The organism is Sphingorhabdus sp. EL138, assembly GCF_945862485.1.
In the GTDB taxonomy this organism is placed as follows: Bacteria; Pseudomonadota; Alphaproteobacteria; order Sphingomonadales; family Sphingomonadaceae; genus Sphingorhabdus_B.
This window is the reverse complement of sequence record NZ_CAMAYF010000001.1, coordinates 40,215-62,033: the sequence shown is the minus strand read 5'-3', so window position 1 is coordinate 62,033 and position 21,819 is coordinate 40,215. Positions and strand designations below refer to the sequence as shown.

Below are 21,819 nucleotides of genomic sequence, written 5' to 3'. Positions count from 1 at the left end.
ATGCTGAAACAAGTTCAGCATGACGTGGTTTTCTAAAACCCGTCCCAGCGTATCGCTTGGTCAATCTCCACGCGCGGGACCGTGAAGTTGTTCACGGCGGCGTCTGCGTCGCGATAGCCAATTGCCATGCCGCAGAAGAAGATATGGTCATCATCAATGTTCAGCAATGCGCGCATAGTCGTGCCGTACATGGCCCAGATTTCCTGCGCGCAACTGTCGAGGCCCTCTTCGCGGAGCAACAGCATGATCGTTTGCAGCCACATGCCCATGTCCGACCATTGCGGCGGGCCCATATATTTGGCCGTATAGGTGAATAATTGCACGGGCGCGCCAAAGCTGTCCCAGTTTTTAGCCACTTGTGCGATGCGGCCAGCGCTATCTTCACGGGCGAGGCCGAGCGAGTCGAACATCGCCTTACCAATGCTACGGCGTTGTTCTTCGTAACGGCCTTCTAAGTCTTTGGGGTAGATGTCATATTCATGGCCATCACCCAATGGCGCAGATGTTACCTTGGCCTTAATTTTTGCGGTCAGGTCGGCCAACGGCGCCCCTGTCAGTACCACCGCATTCCAAGGCTGCGTATTGCCGCCCGAGGGCGCCCGCTGCGCCTTGGCGAGCACGCGTTCAAGGATTTCTTGATCAACGGGTTTATCCAGAAATTGCCGGACAGAGCGCCGTGAGGCGACGGCTTCGGTAACGTTCATCTCTATTTCCCCGCAGGTTTAATCGTTTGATTAACGCATATTAAGCGGCGTGTGAAAGGCAAGCTTATTCCTCATCAAATAATCCAGCGAGTTGTTCAATCATCGTCCCGCCAAGCTGTTCGACGTCCATGATCGTCACTGCGCGTTTATAATAACGGGTCACATCATGGCCGATGCCGATGGCGACCAGTTGGACGGGGCTGCGGGTTTCAATCATTTCGATGACCTTGCGCAAATGCTGTTCCAAATAGCCGCCATGGTTGACCGACAAGGTGCTGTCATCCACGGGCGCTCCGTCCGAAATCACCATCAATATGCGGCGGTCTTCGGCGCGGGCGATCAGGCGGTTATGCGCCCAGAGCAAAGCCTCGCCATCGATATTTTCTTTCAATAGCCCTTCGCGCATCATCAGGCCCAAATTGCGCTTGGCGTGCCGCCATGGCTCATCGGCTTTTTTATACAAGATGTGGCGCAAGTCGTTGAGGCGACCGGGCATGGGCTGGCGTCCGGCTGCGAGCCAGTCTTCTCTTGCCTGCCCGCCCTTCCACGCGCGGGTGGTGAAACCCAAGATTTCGGTTTTGACCCCGCAGCGTTCCAAGGTGCGCGCCAATATGTCAGCGCTGATGGCGGCGATGCTGATGGGCCGTCCGCGCATCGATCCTGAATTATCGATGAGCAAGGTGACCACTGTATCGCGGAAATCGGTTTCGCGTTCGATCTTGTAAGACAGTGAACTGCCCGGCGATACCACGATCCGCGCGAGCCGTGCGGCGTCAATCATGCCTTCTTCTTGGTCGAAATCCCAACTGCGGTTTTGTTGCGCCATCAGGCGGCGTTGCAAGCGATTGGCGAGCTTTGTCACCACCGATTGCAGGTTCGACAATTGCTGGTCGAGATAGGCGCGCAGCCGGTTCAGCTCTTCTTCGTCGGCAAGCTCGGTCGCGGTGATTGTCTCGTCATATTTGGTCGACCAGATTTTATAGTCGCTCTGCGGCAAATGGTCCCAATTGCGGCACTGCGGCGTGACAGGTTGCATCCCGTCATCGCCCATTTCGCCGTCGGCGCCATCTTGGTCGTCCATGTCCTCGCCGTCATAATCGGCTTCCGTCTCTTCACCTTCGCCTTGCTGCGGTTCAGCGCGGGCCTCAGCTTGGCCAGCTTCGCCTTCGCCGTCATCTTCGCTATCGCCCTCTTGGTCTTGCGCATCCTCGTCATCGTCACCGCCTTCGTCGGCATCGGACGGATCGACATCACCTTCGGTAAGGTTCAGATGCTCGAGCATCGACTGGGTCAGCGCAGCAAAGGCGCTTTGATCGTCCAACGCTAGCGCCAACGCATCAAGGTCACTGCCAGCATTTTCCTCAATCCAACCGCGCAGCATATCGACGCCCGCGGCGGCCGCGGCGGGCACGGGCGCGCCAGTCAGGCGTTCGCGCACGATCAACGATAAGGCCGTGGAGATTGGCACTTCATCTGGGGCTTGTGCACGGCTTATCGGGTCGGTGCGCATTTTGAGTTCAAGCGCATGGCCAAGATTTGCGGCAATGCCCGCCATATTGCGCGAGCCCAGCGCCTCAACCCGCGCATTTTCAACAGCGTCAAAGGCCGCGCCTGCAATGACTTCGGAAGGGCGCAATGCGGCGTGGCGGGCGGGATTATGATGCTTCAACTTCAACGCAAAGCTGTCGGCGAAACCCCGTGCCTCGGCCACTTGGTCGGGGGGAAGCAGGCGGCCCGGCATGGGCACCTTGAAATTCTTACCCGCTTGGGTTGGCGCATCGGCGGTAAAGGCCAATTCCACCTCTGGTTCCTGCGCGAGCGCGCGGGCGGTGCCGGTTAGCACCTGTTTAAATAGTTCAAGAGGGGTTTCGTTGGACATTAATCGGGCAACCTCTTGCACATAGCTGCAATATCTTCCTTCGTTGGTTTCGCGGGTGCGCGCAGGGTGAAGACATGCGCATCCTTGGTCGACACGCGGTCTTCGGTCGTACGTGCACCGTTCACAACGGCGGCAAAATCCTTGCAGACAGCAAAGCTCCGCAAATAATCGCTATGCCCTGCGCCCCCGCCGGAAACGTCGGTCGTGTCGATAATCGTAAAACCAGTTTTGGCGGGTTCGGTCTGATATTTCGTCTTGGTCGCAAAGCAGCGTTGCGGCAGGCCCTTTGCCTTTAGATCCTGTGCTTCAAATGGGTTGAAGCAAAAAGGTGATCCCAAACGCGGATACCCATGTAAGGCGCGCGATACAGCCAGCGCGCGGTCGCTGAGCGATGCATATACCGTCACCCGCCGGTCATTGTTGACACGCCGCGCGGCGAGGACCTCTTCCGCGATATCGCGTTCAAAATCTTCGCGATCCATATCGGGTGAAGCCAAAATGATATTGGAGATATTGCTGGAATCGGCGTTGGTTGATGTGCGGTCAACATGTTCAATCGCCGGAATAACAAGCCGTGCGCCAAGCGAATGGGAGACAAGAACAATCTCCTTCACCCATTCCGTCCGTGCCAATTTGGTGAGGAAATTGCGAAAATTGCGTTCGTCCCAATACATGTTGGTTTCATCTACGGCGTAGCTCAGCAAATTGCCCTGTGAGGGCCAGCTATAATGGATGATTGGCCCATCAAAATTGCTCATCGCGCCAATTTGTACCGCGTCGCGCGCCGTAGTTGCCAGCGTTTCCCGATAGCCATGGACATATAATAAAACACGACCCTTGCGCAGGTTTGCCGCATCGCGCAGGCCATCCCACCATGCATCCTCCGGCTGGAATGCAAGTGGCACCACTATCAGCGCATCGCCTTTTACAGGCTTTATCTTTTGCGGCGGCGCAAAGCGGGCGTAGCGCATGCGATCGGCCCGGTGATTGGTCAAGAAGATCGTGTCGCCGCGGCAGTCGGGCAGGCGGCTGGTAACGATAAAATAGTCTTTTCCGGCTATTGCGGCACTATCATTATGCGATGGATTGCAACGTGGATTTTCCACCAGCCTATTGTGCGGCACATCGCCATATGCGACGGCCACAGTGCAACCCGACAGGAGAATGGGCAAAAGCAGGAAAGAGAGCTTACGCATTACTTCCGCTTGGCGTTTGCCGCATGCCAAGCCTTTACCGCGTTCAGCGCGCCGGAAACATGGCCCTTCACGCCAAGCTGCGAATATGCAAACAGCACCTTGCCATCGGGCGCGATGACATAAGTCGTGCGGTTGGTGCCCCCCATCATCGGTAGGCCGACCTTGTAATTTTTGATCATGGGCTTGGTCGCAATACCGACCATGAATTTGTTACGGCAGGCCTCAACCGAAAAACGCTTTAGCGTCTCCAGATTATCCGCCGACATGCCCACAATCGACGCGCCATAAGTTGCAAAGTCATCGGCAGCTTCCGAAAATTCATGCGCCTCAACGGTGCAGCCTGATGTGAATGCTTTGGGATAGAAATACAGCACGACTGGGCCGTTTTTCAAAGCCTTGTTCAGGTTGAAGGTGTCGGCCTTTCCGGCCAGCACGGCTTGCGTCGTGAAATCGGTTGCGCGTGTTCCGGTTTTCAACGCGGCAAAGGCCGGTGATGCCGACAGCATGAGCGCGAGGGCCAGTGCGAAGCGTTTCATAATGCGTTCCTTCAAATGAAGTGGCGAAATAGCCGATACTTACTTCGTTTTGCCAACAACGCTTTCCGGCAGATCTTGACCAAAAACGCGCTGATAATATTCGGCGACCAAGGCGCGTTCCGCATCATCGCATTTGTTGAGAAATGACAAACGGAAGGCAAAGCCGACATTTTTGAAAATCGCGGTGTTCTGGGCCCAAGTAATAACCGTGCGCGGGCTCATGACCGTTGAGATATCACCATTGATGAAGCCCTGACGAGTCATTTCGGCGACCTTCACCATATTGGCGACGGTGGCGGCGTCGGTGCCCGAGGCCTTGGCCAACACGATTTCGCTTTCAACCTGTGCTGGCAGATAGTTTAGGCCGACGACAATGTTCCATCTGTCCATCTGCCCTTGGTTAATCGCTTGCGTGCCGTGATACAGCCCGCTGGTATCGCCAAGGCCAACGGTGTTGGCGGTGGCGAACAGGCGGAAATAGGGGTTGGGGCGAATGACGCGGTTCTGGTCAAGCAGGGTCAGCTTACCTTCGGTTTCCAAAACGCGCTGGATCACGAACATTACATCCGGGCGGCCCGCATCATATTCGTCGAACACCAATGCCGTCGGTGTCTGCAACGCCCAAGGCAGCAGGCCTTCGCGGAACTCGGTCACTTGCTGCCCATCGCGCAAGACGATGGCGTCACGTCCGATCAGGTCGATACGGCTGATATGCGCGTCCAAGTTGATGCGGATGCAGGGCCATTTCAGGCGGGCGGCAACTTGTTCGATATGTGTCGATTTACCCGTGCCGTGATAGCCTTGCACCATCACGCGGCGGTTATGGGCAAAGCCCGCAAGGATTGCGAGGGTAGTGTCAGGGTCAAACACATAGCTTGGATCGGTGTCCGGCACGCGTTCGTCGGCAATGGAGAAAGCGGGGCATTCCATATCCACAACAATGCCGAACAATTCGCGCACGCTGACCATTTTGTCAGGGGCGGCGAGGATGGTCGCGTCGCGGCTGTCGGGTTGGATATTTGGGATGTCAGTCATGTTATTCTCGTCAAATGAAAGCGGGCGAAGTTTTAAGGTGCGTATAGGCAGCAATCACGTCTTGCAAAGCCTTTTCATAAGAGCGGTTGCCGCCATTTTTGTCCGGATGATACGCGCGCACCTTCGCCGAATAGGCGCTGCGTAAGGCGCGGCGGTCGGCATCCTCGCTAAGCCCTAGCGTCCGCAACGCTTTGCGGTCTTCAAGCGACAGAAAATGGCCATCGGCCCGCTCTTTGGGGAGGCGCGACCGGAACCGGGTCGAGATAGCATCCAGCGGGTCTTTAAAGTCCGCCCATTTCGGCGGCGAATCGACATTGCCATTGGCACGAAAAGCGCGGGTTTCACTGGGCCAGAATTGTGTGGGGCTTTGCGCCATGGAAATTTCATCCGCCGTCATGCCCGCAAACCAGTTATAGCCCGCATTAAACTGCCGCACATGGTCAAGGCAGAGATATTGATAGTCGCCGGGACCGTTCGCCGATGCGGCCTGTCCTTTGGGATCAGGCGCACGAAATTCCCCTGCTTCGTGGCAACGCGGATAGGCGCATCGCCGCCCCGCGCCGTGAATGCGACCGTGAAATCTGTCAGTGGAACGCTCGGAGGCCATGATTTTCCTTGGCGAAAAACCCGCCATATGGGAAGAGCAGGCTATGAAAAAAGGTCCCGCACAACTGGAAATGGAAATGCTGCTTGAAACAGCATTTGCGCCAACCCGCCTATCCGTGATCAACGACAGCGCCAAACATCACGGCCATAGCGGCGATGATGGGTCCGGCGAATCCCACTTTACCATCGAAATTGAAAGCGCGGCCTTTACTGGTGTTTCCCGCCTGATTCGGCAACGTATGGTGAACAAGGCGCTGGGTGATATTCCCGGAACGCGTGTTCATGCGCTGGCCATCAAGGCTAGTGCACCCGGCGAGATTTAGATATTCTAGGACATTAGAAAATCGGCCAATAGCGGAGACGAATATATGCCTAAATTGACACAAGTTGTTCTTCTGGTTGCGTTATGTGCTTCCCCTGCTTTTGCCGCTGATACACAGACGAACCGACCGAAGGTGTACACAGACATTCTCGCCTGCCGCGCCTTGGCTGACGCCGCTGCGCGTCTTACATGCTTTGATGCGGCAACCAAGGCGTTGGAAGATGCCGCTGACAATCGGCAGATTGTGATGCTGGACCAAGATGATGTGCGCAAAACTCAAAAGTCTTTATTTGGTTTTTCCTTACCTAAAATTCCGTTTTTTGGCGAAAGCGACGCAGAGCAGGAAGCAGAATTCAAACAAGTTGAAGGCAATCTGGCGGGTGTGCAATCCATAGGGGCCGGTAAATACCAGTTCACGGTCAAAGATGCAGGGGTCTGGCAGACCATGGAAGCGACCCCCTTGCTTTTGAAGGACGGCAAAGCCTTTGTTATTAAACGCGGCGCGCTTGGCAGCTTCTTGTTGGTGATGAACGGCCGGGGCATCCGCGTGAAGCGGGTCAACTAAGCTCAGCAACGGGGCCACATGACATGATCGAGCTTTCTCCGCACCGCCTGTCGCTGTCGACGGGCATAGACATGGATGTATTTACGGCCGGTGATCCCAAAAATCCGGCGATTATCTTCCTGCATGGCTTTCCCGAATCGCACCGCACATGGCGGCACCAAATCGCGCATTTCGCCGACCGTTTTTATTGCATCGCGCCTGATCAGCGCGGCTATCGTGGGACGTCACAGCCCAAACAGGTCGATGCCTATACGGCGGACAAGCTGACCGCCGATATCTTTGCGTTGGCTGATGCCTTGCATGTGCAACAATTCATCATTGCGGGCCATGATTGGGGTGGGGCGATTGCGTGGAGCGTTGCGTTAAATGGGCAGGCTGGCGCGCTCAACCCCGCTTGGGCGGGACGGGTGTCACGCGCGATTATCGCTAATGCGCCGCATCCCTATATTTTTCAGCGCTTGTTGATCACCGACATGAACCAGCGCGAATCCAGCCAATATATTCGCGCCTTTCGCGATCCGGCGAACGACGCTTTGGTGCAGGAACATGGCCTCACCGGCTTGATGTTGAAAACGATTAAATGGGACAAGCCAAATGCGATGGAGCCGGAGGAACGCGCCGCGTTGCTCGCCGATTGGACCGACCGCGACACCTGTTTCGGGATGCTCAATTGGTATCGCGCGTCCGCGTTATATGTGCCCGCGATGGATGAGGATGCGGAAATCCCTGCCTTTGCCGCTGGCGCATTTCCACCGCTGATGATCCCGACCTTAGTGGTTTGGGCGATGGATGACCTGGCTTTGCCGCCCAGCAATATTGACGGCCTAGAGGAACTTGTGCCTGATGTAACAATCGCGCCCGTTGAAAATTGCGGGCATTTCGTGATTTGGGAACAACCCGATACGGTAAATGCTGCGATGGACAGATTTTTAGCCTAATCGCCGCGCCAGAATAAATCTGCACCGGTGATCGCTTCATCGGCCCCAATATTCTCTGCCATATTGCCCTTTCCGCCCGCGACCCGTAAAGCGCGGTCATTGTGACCGAACCAATCATCTTTGCAATCCCTAAGGGACGGATTCTCGACGAGGCTTTGCCGTTGATGCAAGCGGCGGGAATACAGCCCGAAGCTGCGTTTTTTGATGAGGCCAGCCGCGCGCTTTTGTTCGCGACCAACGATCCGGCGATCAGCATCATTCGCGTCCGCGCGTTCGATGTGGCGACCTTTGTCGCCCATGGCGCGGCGCAGATTGGCATTGTCGGTTCGGACGTTATCGACGAATTTGATTATTCGGAGCTATATGCGCCCGTGGACTTGGGCATTGGCCGTTGCCGCATATCGGTGGCGATGCCGCAGGGCGTGCCCGACGATGTTAATGGCGGGCATATCCGTGTCGCCACCAAATATCCCGGAACGACCAGCCGTTATTATCACGCGCGGGGTATTCAGGCCGAATGCGTGAAGTTGAATGGTGCGATGGAACTTGCGCCTTCGCTTGGGCTTTCGGGTCGGATTGTGGATTTGGTGTCATCGGGCAAAACGCTCGCCGAAAATGGCCTTGTCGAAACGGCCGTCATTAGCCAAGTGTCCGCGCGGCTGATCGTTAACCGCGCGGCATATAAGATGATGAGCGGGACTATTCCGGCTATGGTGCAACGTTTCCGGGAATTGACGGGCGCACGTGCAGCGGCTTAATTCTTCCGACATTGGTTTTGCGGATGCATTTGACGCTTTGGTCAATGGCCGGCGTGAGGCGGATGCCGATGTATCGAGCGCTGTGGCACAAACCATAAAAGATGTCCGCGCGCATGGGGACGTGACGCTGGCGGAAATGACTCAGCGTTTTGATGGTTTCGATCTGAACACAGCGGGTTGGCAGATTGACGCGGCGCAGTGCAAGGCGGCCTATGAGGCTCTGGAACCCGATTTGCGCGACGCGCTGACGCTCGCGGCGAAGCGGATTGAGGCCTATCACAAGGCGCAACTGCCAGAGGACCGTGATTATCGCGACAACGACAATGTGCGTTTAGGCGCGCGTTGGTCGGCGGTGGATGCGGCGGGGGTCTATGTCCCCGGTGGCCGTGCGGCCTATCCATCATCGGTGTTGATGAATATCATTCCTGCTAAGGTGGCTGGTGTTGCGCGCATTGTCATGGTCACGCCAACACCCGGCGGCGAAACCAACCAGACCGTTATGGCCGCCGCACATGTGGCGGGTGTGGACGAAATCTGGCGCGTCGGGGGCGCGCAGGCGATTGCGGCGCTTGCCTATGGAACCGAGCACATTCGCCCGGTGGATGTCATCACGGGCCCCGGTAACGCTTGGGTGGCCGAGGCAAAGCGGCAGCTTTATGGTGTGGTTGGCATCGATATGGTGGCTGGACCATCGGAAATCGTTGTGGTGGCCGATGCCCAAAATAACCCTGAATGGATTGCGGCGGATTTGTTAAGTCAGGCCGAACATGACCCGACGAGCCAGTCGATATTGTTCACGGACAATGCCAAATTTGCCACCCAAGTCGCGGCGGCTGTTGACGCGCAAATTGCGATGCTGTCCACTGGTGCGGTTGCGCGGGCGAGTTGGACGGATTTTGGCGCGATTATCGTGGTCGATGATCTGGAAGGCGCAATGCCTTTGGTCAACCGGTTGGCGGCAGAGCATTTGGAACTTGCGGTCGATGATGACCGCGCCGAACGGCTGTTTGACCTCGTGCGTCACGCAGGGTCGGTATTTTTGGGCCGCATGACGCCTGAGGCGATTGGCGATTATGTTGCCGGACCTAATCATGTGTTGCCTACCGGACGGCGCGCGCGCTTTGCATCTGGCCTGTCGGTGCTGGATTTCATGAAGCGGACCAGCTTCATTGCGCTTGATCAACAGGCTATCCATAAAATTGGTCCGGCGGCGGCAACGCTTGCCGATGCCGAAGGTTTACCCGCCCATGCGGCGAGTGTCAGGAAAAGATTATGAGTGCCCATAACGCCAGTGCGAAATCCAAATCCCGTTCGGCGGCGCGTCTGGCGTCGGTGCAGGCGCTGTATCAAATGGATATGGAAGACATCGGCATTGCCCGCCTGCTGAATGAATTTCATGCGCACCGGCTGGGTCAGGAAATCGAAGACGCGCAATATGCCGATGCCGACCCCGATTTCTTCGATGATGTTGTCTCGGGCGTTGATGCACGGCGTGCGGAAATCGACGGGCTGGTCGATGGCAAGCTGGGTGAGAAATGGAAGATGGATCGTTTAGACAAGACGATGCTCCAAATCCTGCGCTGCGGCACGTATGAATTGATTGCACGGCCAGATGTGCCAACCGCGACAGTGATCGACGAATATCTCGACGTTGCTCATGCGTTTTTTGACAAGAAGGACGCGAAGTTCGTCAATGGCTTGCTGGACGCCGTTGCCAAGGACGTACGCGCCCGTTGAACGGCGCTGTCCGGAATAGGGTTCTGCATGTCTTCGCCATGCGTTAACGTTGCACTATGACCACCGAATCCAGCTTCATCAACCTTTTGCGTGGCTTTGCCAATGACCCTGCGGCGCGTGGCTTGCTGGACGATGTTGCAGTTATGGACATAAGTGATGCGTCTTTGATTATCACCCATGACATGATGGCCGAAGGCGTGCATTTCCGATCAAACGCCAATCCGGCGGATGTAGCGTGGAAATTGCTGGCGTCGAACCTGTCCGATTTGGCCGCCAAGGGCGCCGCGCCCATTGGTGTGCTGCTTGGCTTCATGCTCGGCGATGATGCGTGGGACCGGGCGTTTGCCATTGGCCTGGAAAAGGCGTTGGCGCATTATAATGTCGCTTTGCTTGGCGGAGACACCGTTGCCAATCGTGGAGATAAACGGGCGCTGGGGCTGACCGCTTTGGGGAGGGCAACGCATATTCCCGTGCCATCGCGATCCGGCGCCCAAATTGGAGACATTTTATATGTGACAGGGACGCTCGGCGATGCCTTGGCGGGATTTGAGCTGATTGACGCTGGTTTTGATGAGGTTGGGCCACTGGCCGATGCGTTTAATCGGCCCGTCGCGCGGCTGGCCGACGGCCAAAAGCTTGCGCCGATCGTCACTGCGATGATGGATGTGTCGGATGGCTTGCTGCTGGATGCCGAACGCTTGGCGCGCGCCAGCCAGATTGGCATAGAAATAGACCTTGCGTGCGTGCCTTTATCGCCGCTTTATATCAGCTATCGTACCGACAGCCTTGAAAGCCGTATGCAGGCGGCAAGCTGGGGCGATGATTATCAATTGCTGTTCACCGCATCACCCGAAGCCGTGATACCCGTGCGCGCAACGGCGATTGGCCGCGTGGTGTCTGGCGGGGGGCTCACCTTAAAACATGGCGGGAATCCGGTAAAGCTGCCGCCAACACTTGGTTATCAACATCAATGAAATGCAGCGCAGAAAAGGCCACGTTTAATGGGTTGCCATCTCTAACTATGCCGTCTTATACGGCAACGGCTTGCAATTCTCTGCAGGGGAAGGGCAGAAATATGTGTTTATCCAATATAGGAGGGGAGAGATAATTTCATGTCTCTGACAATTATCGCAATATTATGCGGGTTATTGGCCGTAGTGTACGGTTTTGTAACCAGCCGCCAGGTGCTGAGTGCACCGGCCGGTAATGAAAAAATGCAGGAAATCGCTGCTGCCATTCAAGAAGGCGCCAAAGCCTATCTTGGTCGTCAATATCGGACCATCGCCATTGTAGGCGTCGTGGTTGCGGTGTTGGTGGCCTTGTTCCTCGGCGTTATACCAACCGTTGGTTTCGTGATCGGGGCAGTGCTTTCGGGCGTTGCGGGCTATATCGGGATGAACATTTCGGTGCGTGCAAATGTGCGCACGGCCGCTGCGGCGCAGACCGGGCTTCAAGCCGGTTTGACAATGGCGTTCCGCGCTGGTGCGATTACCGGAATGCTCGTGGCCGGCCTTGCCTTGCTCGCGATTGCTGTGTTTTTCTGGTATCTCACCGATGTCGCAATGATGGCACCGAACAGCCGCCCTGTTATTGATGCGCTTGTAGCATTGGCATTTGGTGCATCGCTGATTTCCATCTTCGCACGTTTGGGTGGCGGTATCTTTACCAAGGCTGCTGACGTCGGCGCTGACCTTGTCGGCAAGGTTGAGGCTGGCATTCCCGAAGACGATCCTCGTAACCCCGCCGTTATCGCGGATAATGTCGGCGACAATGTCGGCGATTGCGCCGGTATGGCAGCTGACTTGTTCGAAACCTATGTTGTGACCGTTGGTGCAACGATGGTGTTGATCGCCTTGCTGGTGCAGGGCGTGACCGACAATGCGTTGTTCATGAACCTCATGAGCTTGCCATTGTTGATTGGCGGCGTGTGCGTCATCACCTCGATCATCGGTACCTATTTCGTCCGTCTTGGCGGCGGAAAGAATATCATGGGCGCGATGTACAAGGGCTTTTTGGTCACGGCCATATTGTCGGTTCCGGCGATTTGGTTTGCTATCGACTTCGCTCTGGGCGGCATGTCAAATGATGTTGGCGGGTTCACCGGCCGGACATTATTCTATTGCTCGTTGCTTGGCCTTGTCATCACTGGCCTGATCATATGGATTACCGAATATTATACCGGCACCAATTATCGTCCGGTCCGTTCGATTGCGAAAGCATCTGAAACAGGCCACGGCACCAACGTTATTCAAGGTCTGGCAATCAGCCTTGAATCCACCGCGATGCCAACGATTGTAATCTGCGCAGGTATCATCATCGCTTATCAATTGGCTGGCGTTATCGGCATTGCCTTTGCCGCGACTGCCATGTTGGCGTTGGCCGGTATGGTTGTGGCGCTTGATGCCTATGGCCCAGTTACCGACAATGCCGGTGGTATTGCCGAAATGGCTGGCCTTGACGATTCTGTCCGTGAAAAGACCGATGCGTTGGATGCTGTGGGCAACACGACAAAGGCTGTGACCAAGGGCTATGCCATTGGTTCGGCGGGTCTGGCAGCGTTGGTGCTGTTCGCGTGCTACACCGCCGATCTTCGGGAATATTTCCCTGATCTTGCGGTGAATTTCAGCCTTGAAAACCCCTATGTGATCGTCGGGCTTCTGCTTGGTGCGCTTCTGCCATATCTGTTTGGTGCGATGGGCATGACGGCTGTGGGTCGTGCGGCGGGTGAAGTGGTGAAGGACGTGCGTGACCAGTTCGCAAACGACCCCGGCATCATGACCTACAAGTCAAAGCCAAATTATGCGCGTACCGTCGACTTGGTCACCAAGGCAGCGATTAAGGAAATGATTATTCCGTCCTTGCTGCCCGTGCTGACACCAATTGCGGTCTATTTCGTGATTACGGCCGTTGCAGGTCAGGCGGAGGGCTTTGCGGCTCTTGGCGCACTCCTGCTCGGTGTGATTGTCGGCGGTCTGTTCGTTGCTATCTCGATGACATCGGGTGGCGGCGCATGGGACAATGCCAAGAAATACATCGAAGACGGCAACCATGGCGGTAAAGGTTCGGAGGCTCATAAGGCAGCTGTAACCGGCGACACCGTGGGTGACCCGTATAAGGACACCGCTGGACCTGCTGTGAACCCAATGATCAAGATCACGAATATCGTGGCCTTGCTCCTCTTGGCAGCATTGGCCCATGGCGGCATGTAACGTTTAATCAGTTTTAAGTTTTAAGACCCCGCTGGAAGCAATTCCGGCGGGGTTTTTTATGTGCTGTTCCGATTGCTCAGAACCGCTTTCTGAAGCTCAATTCAAATACCCGGCCACGCGGGTCGATATAACCCGGTTGATAGCCCAAAGGCACATTGCCATTCTGATCGCGCACATCGACAATATCGTTCAAGATATTTTCGATGCGGAATGAGATGCGGCTACCTTTCAGCAAAGGCAGGGCCTTTATGACGCGCGCTTGCTGGTCCAGATTGATAAACAGAAATGCACTGACGGCGGCAATGTCGCTAAATCGCAGGTCATTGCTACCGGCAAGGCCAGTGCCGTCGGCTGTGGTTGCGCTTTTGTACGTCCCTTGCAGCCGGAAGCCAAAGCCCTTGTGGAAAAGGCCACCTGAAAGCTCTATCTCATGCCGTGATGCGCCGCCATTGTTGCTGGTGGCTGAGCCGTTGAGCAAATCGAGTACAGGCACGCCGGGACGGATAAGGATTTCGTCTTCGATGCGGTAGCTGTGGTATAAAGCGATGTTCCAGCGGCTGGGCTGGCCACCGCCGGGTGCACCAAAACGAGCCCCGCCACCAAATCCACCACCTGCAGCCCGCGGCGCACCAGAACCACCTCTTGCCGCAGCAGGAGGCCCGCCGAATGGCCCACGCGGAGGCGTGGCCGCGCCGATATTGCCTGACAGATTAAAGCCCCAGCGGATCCGTTGGGATATTTCACGGTCGAAATTCACTGGACGTTGGTCGATGCTAACCAACCGGCCTTGCGCATCGCGGACAACACGGCTGGCAAAGGCGGCTTCAATTTCTGGCGTCAGCAGGGGGAAGGCGGCTGTCGTGTTGCGGCTGTTATTTTTGAAATAGCTGAACTGTAGCGCGAAATCCTTGATGAAATCGGGGTTCCAATTCGCGTTCAATATGACATCGCGGCGCTTTTCACCGATCAGCGCGGCGTTGCCGCCGGTAATGACGTTGATGAACAGGCTTTCGCCGCGCGTGAAATCATAGGTTGCGACATTGGGTGTGACCAAAACTGGGTTGCCCAGTTGGCCAATGCCGGGTGCGTTTTCATCGCCTGTAATTGAAGCCTGAATGGTTAGATTGCGCGCAGGGGCCCAGCGCAGGCCAGCACCATATTCCAACAGCTTTCCGAAATCGGACAGGTCGCTATAGCCGATATTACCATTGACCGCCCATTCGCCAATCGCGGCGCCAAGGCCGAAATCGCGGCTCGTGAGGGGCAATTCCGCATTGACCGAATGGTTCATGATGTTCCGACGCAAGGATATGTCGGTCGTGACGCCTGATCGCCATGTCTCGCTGTCCAGCATTTGTCGGGTAAGGCCAGACGCGAACGTCATCTGCACATCGCCTGCGGGCAATTTGAGCACCGTTCCCGCAAGGGTGCTGCGCACGTCCATATTCTGGTTCAGACTGTTGGCGAGATCGGGCGCAAGAAACAGCAAATTCGCACCGAAATCCGCAGCAAACGGATTAATGGTTCCCGCAAGCACACCAGCGCGTAATGCGGTGAAATCTGCGTTGCGCGTGGTGCGTGTGTCATTGGCCGTGCGCGCATAATTGCCCGTTAATGTCCACCGCCATCTGCCCAGCGCATGGTTGAACGTGCTACCCGTCTGGAACACATGTGTTTCGCTTTCCCGTTCTAGGGGGCGCGGGGCGTCGAAATAGCGGCTGAGTGTCACATCCTGGCCGAAGGGCGAAAACGGACTGCTGCGGGGCAATACGAAGCTTGTACCGGGCAAACCCAGCAAAGATTCGCTGCCCCTCAGCGCATAGTTTGCGTTGAACGACAAAATTGTTTGCGGGCCAAGCGACCTGCTCCATGTGCCGTTCATCTCCAGCCGTTCGGTGCGGGGCAGCAATGTCCGGACATCGCCAATATTCCCGTCATTCAGGCGATTTGCTGTGCTGGCAAATTGCGCCAATGATGGGTTGGATATGCCCAACGGAATGCCCGCTTTAGTCACATTGCTTCCGGCAAGCGCGCTTAAGGCAGGCGAAATGGCTCCATTCACGCCAAGGCCGCTGATATTGCCGCCACGCGCCAGCGACGACCCAGCTGAAGAAATAAGGTCGCGTTCGGACTCAGTCAGCGCCGTCGCGCGCTCAAGCTCAATATCCAGATTAAATCGCGTTTTTGGCCCGATGCGCGTCAGCGTCGTTTCAAATTCATTTGTGCCAAAGCCACCATCCTGCGGCTGGGCATGTTCGATTTCGGCGGCGAAAGAAGCAAAATTATCCTTCAAGATGAAGTTGATCACCCTTTGGTCGGGTCGGAAACCAAATTTGAGCGCCACTTCTTCTGGGAAAATCTGGACCTGACGAATGGCCTCTGGCGGCAAATCACGCAATTCACGGAAGCCCGATACGCGTTGGCCATTGAGCAAGATGATAGGCATGCCACCGCCGCGTCCGCGGCCCGAATTGGCTTGCGGTGCGACCGCCGCGACAAGCTCCGTCAGCGATGATGCACCCAAGGAGGCAATATCGGCTTCGTTCAGCTCCTCGACGGGCGGGACGTCGGTGTCCACCGAGCCCTTAATGCGTTCCGCCGTAACGACGATTTCGCGTGAAGACCCGACTTCAACCGCATCTTTGGCGTCGCCACCGGGCATGGCCACACTGCTGCCTGTGCTCTGGGCATCGTCCATCGCTATTGCGGGCATTGCGGTTGATGCAAGCAAGATTGCACTCAAACGGGAAATTGTCATGGGGCGAAGCTCAGTTTATATGGTGCTACGTCGTAAGCATAATGTAAAATTCAAGGCCGTGCCTCTAAACTGCATCGCATTTTCTAGCAATGAAGCGATTATACTGTAGTGCTTCCCTTTTTCCAACATTAGGTTTACAGGCGCAACATCGTTCGATTTTTGAAGATTTAAGGGGCCGAATGGCAAAAGAAGAATTACTTGAAATGCGTGGGACAGTCCGTGAATTGCTGCCCAATGCTATGTTCCGTGTTGAGCTTGAAAATGGCCATGAAGTTTTGGGCCATACCGCCGGAAAGATGCGCAAGAACCGTATCCGCGTCCTCGTGGGTGACGAAGTGCTGTGCGAACTGACTCCTTATGATCTGACCAAAGGCCGGATCACGTACCGCTTTAAATAAGGGCGGCAGACCTTGGGTCTGAACCCTATACTCATATTGGCATCCTCCAGCCCGCGCCGCCGTGACCTACTGGCGCGGTTGGGTGTGGCGCCAGCGCGTATCGCGTCCCCCGACATAAACGAGACACCCCGCAAGGGCGAGGTTCCGCGTGTGTATGCGCTGCGTATGGCCGAGGAGAAGGCGGTTGCCGTTGCGCGGGACGCTGGAGAGATTGTTGTCGCAGGAGACACCACGGTTGCCGTTGGCCGCAGAATTTTATCGCAAGCTGCCGATGCTGACATGCAACGCGGGTTCCTGAACCTGCTCAGCGGTCGCCGTCATCATGTGCTCAGCGCCGTTGCCGTGATTGACGGAAATGGCCGGATGCGCAGCCGGATTTGCGATAGCATCGTGCGATTTAAACGTCTGTCGGCAGATGAAATCGAAAGCTATATCGATAGCGGCGAAGGGCTGGGTAAGGCTGGCGGCTATGCCATTCAGGGCAGGGCAGAGGCGTTGATAGACTGGATGGCGGGCAGTCATTCGGGCGTGATCGGTCTGCCCCTATATGAAACGCGGGCCTTATTGCGCGCGTCGGGCTATCCGCTTGACTGATATATGGCGCGATGATGCGCCGGGCGAGCGCCGCGCGGCTCTTGTCGAAAACGGAAACATTGTTGAGATCCACATTCAGCGCGACGCTTTATGGGCCTTGGGCGAATGTGGCGTGGGGCGCATTGACCGAAAAACGCCTTCGGGCGCGTATATCGTTTCCGATGATGGAAGCGTGCTTTTGTTACGCAGCAAGATCACCCAACCGGACGGCGCGCGCATAGCCTTTGAAGTGACGCGTGAAGCGATACCCGAGCCGGGCCGTATCAAGCCGCCAGAGATTATGCTGCGGGATAATGCGCCCAAACCCTTGATCGGCAAAGATGCACTGTGGGACGCGCGTGTGGCGTCTTTGGCCCCATCTGCCATCAACGCGTCCATTGCCGATGGCTTTGACGTTGGCATCGCTGGCCAGTCAGTTGTCGGCGACGTTAGCATAAGCTTTCAGCGCACCAAAGCAGGGCTGGTGTTCGACATTGACGGTATTGGCGATGCGTTCGCCATCAATATGGCCGCAGCGACCGAAATTGCGCGCCTGCTGCGCCTGTACCAAATTGGCGCGATGGTTCTGATCGATTTTGTGTCGATGGAGTCTAAGGCACAGCGCACGCAAATTGCCGAAGCTTTTGATGCCGCGTCCTTGGCGGACGCCCGTCCGTTCGAACGTACGGCCATTAACGGCTATGGCATGATGCAAGTCGTCCGTGCCCGGCCAAGGCCGTCGGTCCTCGACCATGTGTTCGGGACGCGTATCGCTGCGCTGTCGGACGAGACACAAGCCTATTGGCTGTTGCGCGCCGTGGCCCAGTCAACGGGTTTTGGCACGCGGACGGTGACAGCGCAGCCTGATGTTGCGACGTTACTTCAGTCCGAAGGATGGGCTGCATGGCGCGCGGCGGCTGTTCGCCTTGCGGGCGCGGATATGGTGGTGGTTGCAGATGAAAAAGCCGCAGGCTATGGCCATGTCCATGTCGCGCAAAGCTAATCTATGCCCGCTCTGCGGAAAGCCGGTAGTGGCGGAATCCAAGCCGTTTTGCAGTCAGGGATGCAAGGATCGCGACCTGTTGAAATGGCTGGACGAAGGCTATCGTGTGCCAGGGCCGCTGGCGGATTATGAAGATAGTATCGGTTCCGATGGCAGCGACTGATTTTGCGCTTGCCAAGAGGCGCATCGCCTCTCTATAGGCTGCGCTCCCACGCGGTTTTCGCCGCTTAGCCCGAGTAGCTCAGGGGTAGAGCAGCGGATTGAAAATCCGCGTGTCGGTGGTTCAAATCCGCCCTCGGGCACCATTTTTTCGGTGTTAATGATTTTAGCGACAAGAGGCCATGCGTCCCTTGTTCTGTTGCTGCGCGTGTGCAGCCAACTGCGCTGGGGTGTCGCAATAAAAAAGCCGGAGCAGCGATGGCTGCCCCGGCTTCTTTTTTCCTGAAGAATTCAGGATATTAGAATTTGTACTTCACCGACGCACCATAAGTGCGTGGTGCGTTTGGATAGCCCGAAATCGATCCAGACTGCACAACACTTGGGAAGATGACGGTAAGATATTGCGCATCCGTCAAGTTGCGACCCCAAAGCGATAATTGCAGACCGCTGTCCAAACGCAACGTTACCGCTGCACCGAGATCTTTTACCGAACGCGTATACTGTGCCGCAGATGGGTCATCGTTCATGACCGTCTTTGACTCAAAGTGGTAGTCGGTATTCAGGATCAGCGCTTTGCCGTCGCTCAAGTCTGCGGTGTAGGTTGCACCCAAGGTTGTCGACCACTTTGGTATGCCACCTACCGACTTGCCACTCAGGTCACCAAATTGCGATCTGACAAAGCTGTCATATTTCGAGTCGAGATAGACGGTAGCGACGCGCAATTGCAGTGCGTCGATAGGATTGAAGCTGCTATCAAACTCGACCCCCTTCACCGACTGCTTACCGGCGTTTGTCAGAACGAAGCCTGTGCCGATGAAGCTGTTGCCCTGGAAGTTTTTGATCGACTGATCAAAAATTGTCAGGTTGAACGCAACGCTGTCCCATTTTGCTTTCAGACCAAGCTCCTTGACCGTTGCCTCTTCAGGAAGCGCATAACGCGTTCCGCTGGTGAGGTTCGCCGAGGCAAGCCCAGCTGTGCGAATGGCCGATGCGGCGAGCGGCGCGCCTTGAGCTGGTGAACCTGCGACGAAATCCGAACCGAATGGACGCGAGTCAATCGACATGTTCCACGACGTTGCCTTAAAGCCTGTGCCATAGCTGGCGTACAGGTTAATGCTGTCGGTGGCTTCCCAGGCAATACGTGCCGAATAGGTCAGCTTACCATCGCTGGTGCGGCCATCTTCAACGGCATTTGGAAGGTTCAGGAACGGCGGCAAGAATTGCAGCGCCTGAAGGCCGAGGAACGGGTTACAGACAGTTGGCGCGCCATTTCTGTTCGGGCAGGCGGTGATGCGTGGATACAATGTGCTTGTATTGCCCACTGCACCGGCCGGAAGAACCGCAGGAACGCCGGCGGCACCAGCAACCTGGATCAAATCGATGCTTGAGAAGACGTCCGTAATCCGAATGTCGCTCGCAATGTTCTTCTTGTCCTTGGTGTAGTTGAAACCACCTGTCAGAACGAGGCCGTCGGTGAGTTCAAGGTCCGCCGTACCGAAGACGGAGTAGGCTTTGTTCGTGTAATCCCAATCTTCAAAACGTCCCTGGCCTTGGCCGCCAAATTGACCTGCGGTCGAAGGGATGCCTGCCAATGCGCGGATGAGGGCTTCATTGCCGGTATATGCACCGCCGGTGAGGGCGTTAGCATAATTGCGGAAATCACGACCGAGCGTCAGTGCCTGTTTGTTGTTGATGCTTTCGTCAAAATAATAGGCACCCAGCAAGAAGTTGAATGGGCCGTCAAAATCCGACGCCAAACGCAGTTCCTGAGTCTTTGTGGTGATGTCGACATCGCCACGGTTTGCACCGATCAAATCTGCGCTGGTGAAATCACTGTCCGCATTCGTTTTTGCGCGCGATTCACGATAGGCGGTGATCGAAGTGAGGCTCAACGAACCCATTTCATAATCGGCCTGCATCGAGATACCACCATTGGTGATGTCGTTTTCCGAATTGAAGTTCTGATACTCGGTATAGCTGAAAATGCCGCGCGAGTTTACCCGGCCACCGATGGCGCGAATGGCATTGCCAGTTGGGCCGTCGAAGATATTGCCAACAAAGCAGCAATTTTCGTCAATCTTGTCATAGTCACCGATCAAGCGCAGCTTGAAGCTGTCCGAAGGCTCGATCAACAACTGTGCACGGCCAAACCAGCGGTTACGCTCGCTTGTTTTCGATCCGTCGGTCAGGTTGGTGCCGTAACCATCAGCTTGGTTGATGCCGCCAGCAAGGCTGAACGCGACATTGTCAGAGATTGGACCCGTAATATCGGCCTTCGCTACGATTGCGTTACGATTGCCATAACTTATTTCAGCCGAACCGCCGAATTCATAGCTTGGTGCTGCAGTCACAATCGAGATAACGCCAGCCGAGGCGTTTTTGCCGAACAGGGTCGATTGTGGACCGCGCAACACTTCGACGCGCTGCAGGTTTGGTAGGTCGCTGATCGCTGCAGCGGAACGCGAACGGTAAACACCGTCGATGAACACGCCAACCGAACCTTCGATGCCGGGGTTGTTGGCGCCGTTGCCGAAGCCGCGAATGATGAAGTTCGTGTTGGCCGAACTTTGCAGCTGGCTGACGCGGAGCGAAGGAACCAGTGTCTGAATATCCTTAAGGTCGCGCACTTGCGCGCGTTCGATTGCAGCAGCCGAGGTCACCGAAACGGCAACTGGCACTTCTTCAAGTGTCTGTTCGCGCTTCGTTGCGGTTACGATGATGACATTTTCGTCAGCTTCGTCGCTGGCTTGTGGTGTATTGTCTTGTGCAAAGGCAGCTGAACCCACGCTCAGCGAAGCGATGCTGATCGTTGACAGCATGGCTGCCTTCAGCAGATGATTTCCCAATTTCATATTCACTCTCCTGTTGATCATTCTATCCCAGTTTACCTAGGTTTTATTGGGGATGAGATTTAAAATTGCCCCAGCACCCCCCCGAGCCGCTGTTAAGCATATTGCGGTATTAACGCGACAATTGCTGCGCAGCAATTGCTTAGTGTCATTCCCAAAAATATAGTTGCATATGCGATAAAAATGTAACGAACCTTTTCACGGTTCCATAGCGATCTGGATAGAAAATGCCCAAAATGGTCAAGAAGTCGGATCTTCCATCGAAAATATGCGCGGCCTGCGCAAAACCATTCGCTTGGCGCAAGAAATGGGCAAAGGATTGGGATAATGTTCTTTATTGTTCGGACCGGTGCCGCAAGGCACGATAAATTGGCGTTAGCTGCCTTCGTCGCGCTAATGATAAACCAAGCCCGACTGATTTTATAGTTCCTGACCTGAGCTCAGCACATGTCGTCCAGTTTTCTGTACTTTTGATGCGCAATCCGCCGCGCAGATGATCTCTGATCATTTGCGGGATGTAAAACTTTGCATTTATGTGACTATCGAATGACGAGAGGTGGAGAACTAGTCATTTTATCATCATGCTTGAGTCTT

The 21,819-nt window shown here is 55.7% G+C and carries 21 protein-coding genes and 1 tRNA gene; 14 read left to right on the top strand and 8 right to left on the bottom strand.

The annotated features are described in order from the left end of the window. Positions 1–32: 32 nt before the first annotated feature. The 6 genes from Q0O33_RS00325 to Q0O33_RS00300 form a co-directional block, all read right to left on the bottom strand. Positions 33–704, bottom strand: a complete 672-nt coding sequence (locus tag Q0O33_RS00325; RefSeq protein WP_295494510.1) for a nitroreductase — start codon at positions 702–704, stop codon at positions 33–35. Positions 705–768: 64 nt separating this feature from the next. After that, positions 769–2,583, bottom strand: a complete 1,815-nt coding sequence (cobT, locus tag Q0O33_RS00320) for a cobaltochelatase subunit CobT (RefSeq protein WP_295494507.1) — start codon at positions 2,581–2,583, stop codon at positions 769–771. Beyond that, a complete protein-coding gene (locus Q0O33_RS00315) occupies positions 2,583–3,779 on the bottom strand; it encodes an alpha/beta hydrolase (protein WP_295494505.1) in 1,197 nt (398 codons plus the stop codon). The genes cobT and Q0O33_RS00315 overlap by 1 nt, the downstream gene beginning before the upstream one ends. Further along, entirely contained in the window at positions 3,779–4,315 is a 537-nt protein-coding gene (locus tag Q0O33_RS00310; RefSeq protein ID WP_295494501.1) for a peroxiredoxin, read from the bottom strand. The genes Q0O33_RS00315 and Q0O33_RS00310 overlap by 1 nt, the downstream gene beginning before the upstream one ends. 39 nt (positions 4,316–4,354) lie before the next feature. Then, complete coding sequence (gene cobS / locus Q0O33_RS00305) at positions 4,355–5,350, bottom strand: cobaltochelatase subunit CobS (protein ID WP_295494498.1); 996 nt, start codon at positions 5,348–5,350, stop codon at positions 4,355–4,357. A gap of 10 nt (positions 5,351–5,360) precedes the next feature. Further along, positions 5,361–5,957, bottom strand: coding sequence for a J domain-containing protein (locus tag Q0O33_RS00300; RefSeq protein WP_295494495.1), 597 nt, complete (start codon positions 5,955–5,957; stop codon positions 5,361–5,363). A 43-nt stretch (positions 5,958–6,000) separates the two neighbouring features. Here Q0O33_RS00300 and Q0O33_RS00295 point away from each other — a divergent pair, with 43 nt between their 5' ends. From Q0O33_RS00295 to Q0O33_RS00260, 8 genes are all read left to right on the top strand, one after another. Beyond that, entirely contained in the window at positions 6,001–6,279 is a 279-nt protein-coding gene (locus Q0O33_RS00295; RefSeq protein ID WP_295494493.1) for a BolA family protein, read from the top strand. Positions 6,280–6,324: 45 nt separating this feature from the next. Continuing rightward, positions 6,325–6,843 (top strand): hypothetical protein, encoded by a 519-nt coding sequence (locus Q0O33_RS00290; RefSeq protein ID WP_295494491.1) that lies wholly within the window; start codon positions 6,325–6,327, stop codon positions 6,841–6,843. A 23-nt stretch (positions 6,844–6,866) separates the two neighbouring features. Next, positions 6,867–7,781, top strand: coding sequence for an alpha/beta hydrolase (locus Q0O33_RS00285; RefSeq protein ID WP_295494489.1), 915 nt, complete (start codon positions 6,867–6,869; stop codon positions 7,779–7,781). A 101-nt stretch (positions 7,782–7,882) separates the two neighbouring features. Next, a complete protein-coding gene (gene hisG / locus Q0O33_RS00280; RefSeq protein WP_295494486.1) occupies positions 7,883–8,539 on the top strand; it encodes an ATP phosphoribosyltransferase in 657 nt (218 codons plus the stop codon). After that, positions 8,526–9,815: a histidinol dehydrogenase gene (hisD, locus tag Q0O33_RS00275; protein WP_295494482.1), complete on the top strand. Its 1,290-nt coding sequence runs from the start codon at positions 8,526–8,528 to the stop codon at positions 9,813–9,815. Before hisG ends, hisD begins: the two co-directional genes overlap by 14 nt. After that, complete coding sequence (nusB, locus tag Q0O33_RS00270) at positions 9,812–10,276, top strand: transcription antitermination factor NusB (RefSeq protein WP_295494479.1); 465 nt, start codon at positions 9,812–9,814, stop codon at positions 10,274–10,276. The genes hisD and nusB overlap by 4 nt, the downstream gene beginning before the upstream one ends. A gap of 56 nt (positions 10,277–10,332) precedes the next feature. Further along, on the top strand, positions 10,333–11,250 hold the full coding sequence (gene thiL, locus Q0O33_RS00265; protein ID WP_295494477.1) for a thiamine-phosphate kinase: 918 nt from the start codon (positions 10,333–10,335) through the stop codon (positions 11,248–11,250). Positions 11,251–11,388: 138 nt separating this feature from the next. Continuing rightward, positions 11,389–13,485 carry a sodium-translocating pyrophosphatase gene (locus Q0O33_RS00260; RefSeq protein ID WP_295494474.1) on the top strand — a complete coding sequence of 699 codons (2,097 nt, stop codon included), beginning with the start codon at positions 11,389–11,391 and terminating at the stop codon, positions 13,483–13,485. A 76-nt stretch (positions 13,486–13,561) separates the two neighbouring features. Here the strand turns inward: Q0O33_RS00260 and Q0O33_RS00255 are convergent, their stop codons facing one another. Then, positions 13,562–16,243, bottom strand: coding sequence for a hypothetical protein (locus Q0O33_RS00255; protein WP_295494472.1), 2,682 nt, complete (start codon positions 16,241–16,243; stop codon positions 13,562–13,564). Positions 16,244–16,422: 179 nt separating this feature from the next. Between Q0O33_RS00255 and infA the strand changes: the two genes are divergently transcribed. The 5 genes from infA to Q0O33_RS00230 all read left to right on the top strand — a co-directional run bounded on the left by infA (position 16,423) and on the right by Q0O33_RS00230 (position 18,522). Further along, positions 16,423–16,641 (top strand): translation initiation factor IF-1, encoded by a 219-nt coding sequence (gene infA / locus Q0O33_RS00250; protein WP_125230427.1) that lies wholly within the window; start codon positions 16,423–16,425, stop codon positions 16,639–16,641. A gap of 18 nt (positions 16,642–16,659) precedes the next feature. Further along, positions 16,660–17,235 carry a nucleoside triphosphate pyrophosphatase gene (locus tag Q0O33_RS00245; RefSeq protein ID WP_295494919.1) on the top strand — a complete coding sequence of 192 codons (576 nt, stop codon included), beginning with the start codon at positions 16,660–16,662 and terminating at the stop codon, positions 17,233–17,235. After that, positions 17,228–18,217 (top strand): ribonuclease E/G, encoded by a 990-nt coding sequence (locus Q0O33_RS00240; protein ID WP_295494470.1) that lies wholly within the window; start codon positions 17,228–17,230, stop codon positions 18,215–18,217. The genes Q0O33_RS00245 and Q0O33_RS00240 overlap by 8 nt, the downstream gene beginning before the upstream one ends. Beyond that, on the top strand, positions 18,201–18,380 hold the full coding sequence (gene yacG / locus Q0O33_RS00235; RefSeq protein ID WP_295494918.1) for a DNA gyrase inhibitor YacG: 180 nt from the start codon (positions 18,201–18,203) through the stop codon (positions 18,378–18,380). Before Q0O33_RS00240 ends, yacG begins: the two co-directional genes overlap by 17 nt. Positions 18,381–18,447: 67 nt before the next feature. Then, positions 18,448–18,522, top strand: a tRNA-Phe gene (locus Q0O33_RS00230). A gap of 153 nt (positions 18,523–18,675) precedes the next feature. On the opposite strand, the gene Q0O33_RS00225 is transcribed toward Q0O33_RS00230, so the two are convergent. After that, positions 18,676–21,228, bottom strand: coding sequence for a TonB-dependent receptor (locus tag Q0O33_RS00225; protein ID WP_295494468.1), 2,553 nt, complete (start codon positions 21,226–21,228; stop codon positions 18,676–18,678). A gap of 224 nt (positions 21,229–21,452) precedes the next feature. Between Q0O33_RS00225 and Q0O33_RS00220 the strand changes: the two genes are divergently transcribed. Beyond that, the gene (locus Q0O33_RS00220) at positions 21,453–21,593 is read left to right on the top strand and encodes a DUF2256 domain-containing protein (RefSeq protein WP_295490638.1); all 141 of its coding nucleotides are present in this window, start codon (positions 21,453–21,455) and stop codon (positions 21,591–21,593) included. Positions 21,594–21,819: the final 226 nt, after the last annotated feature.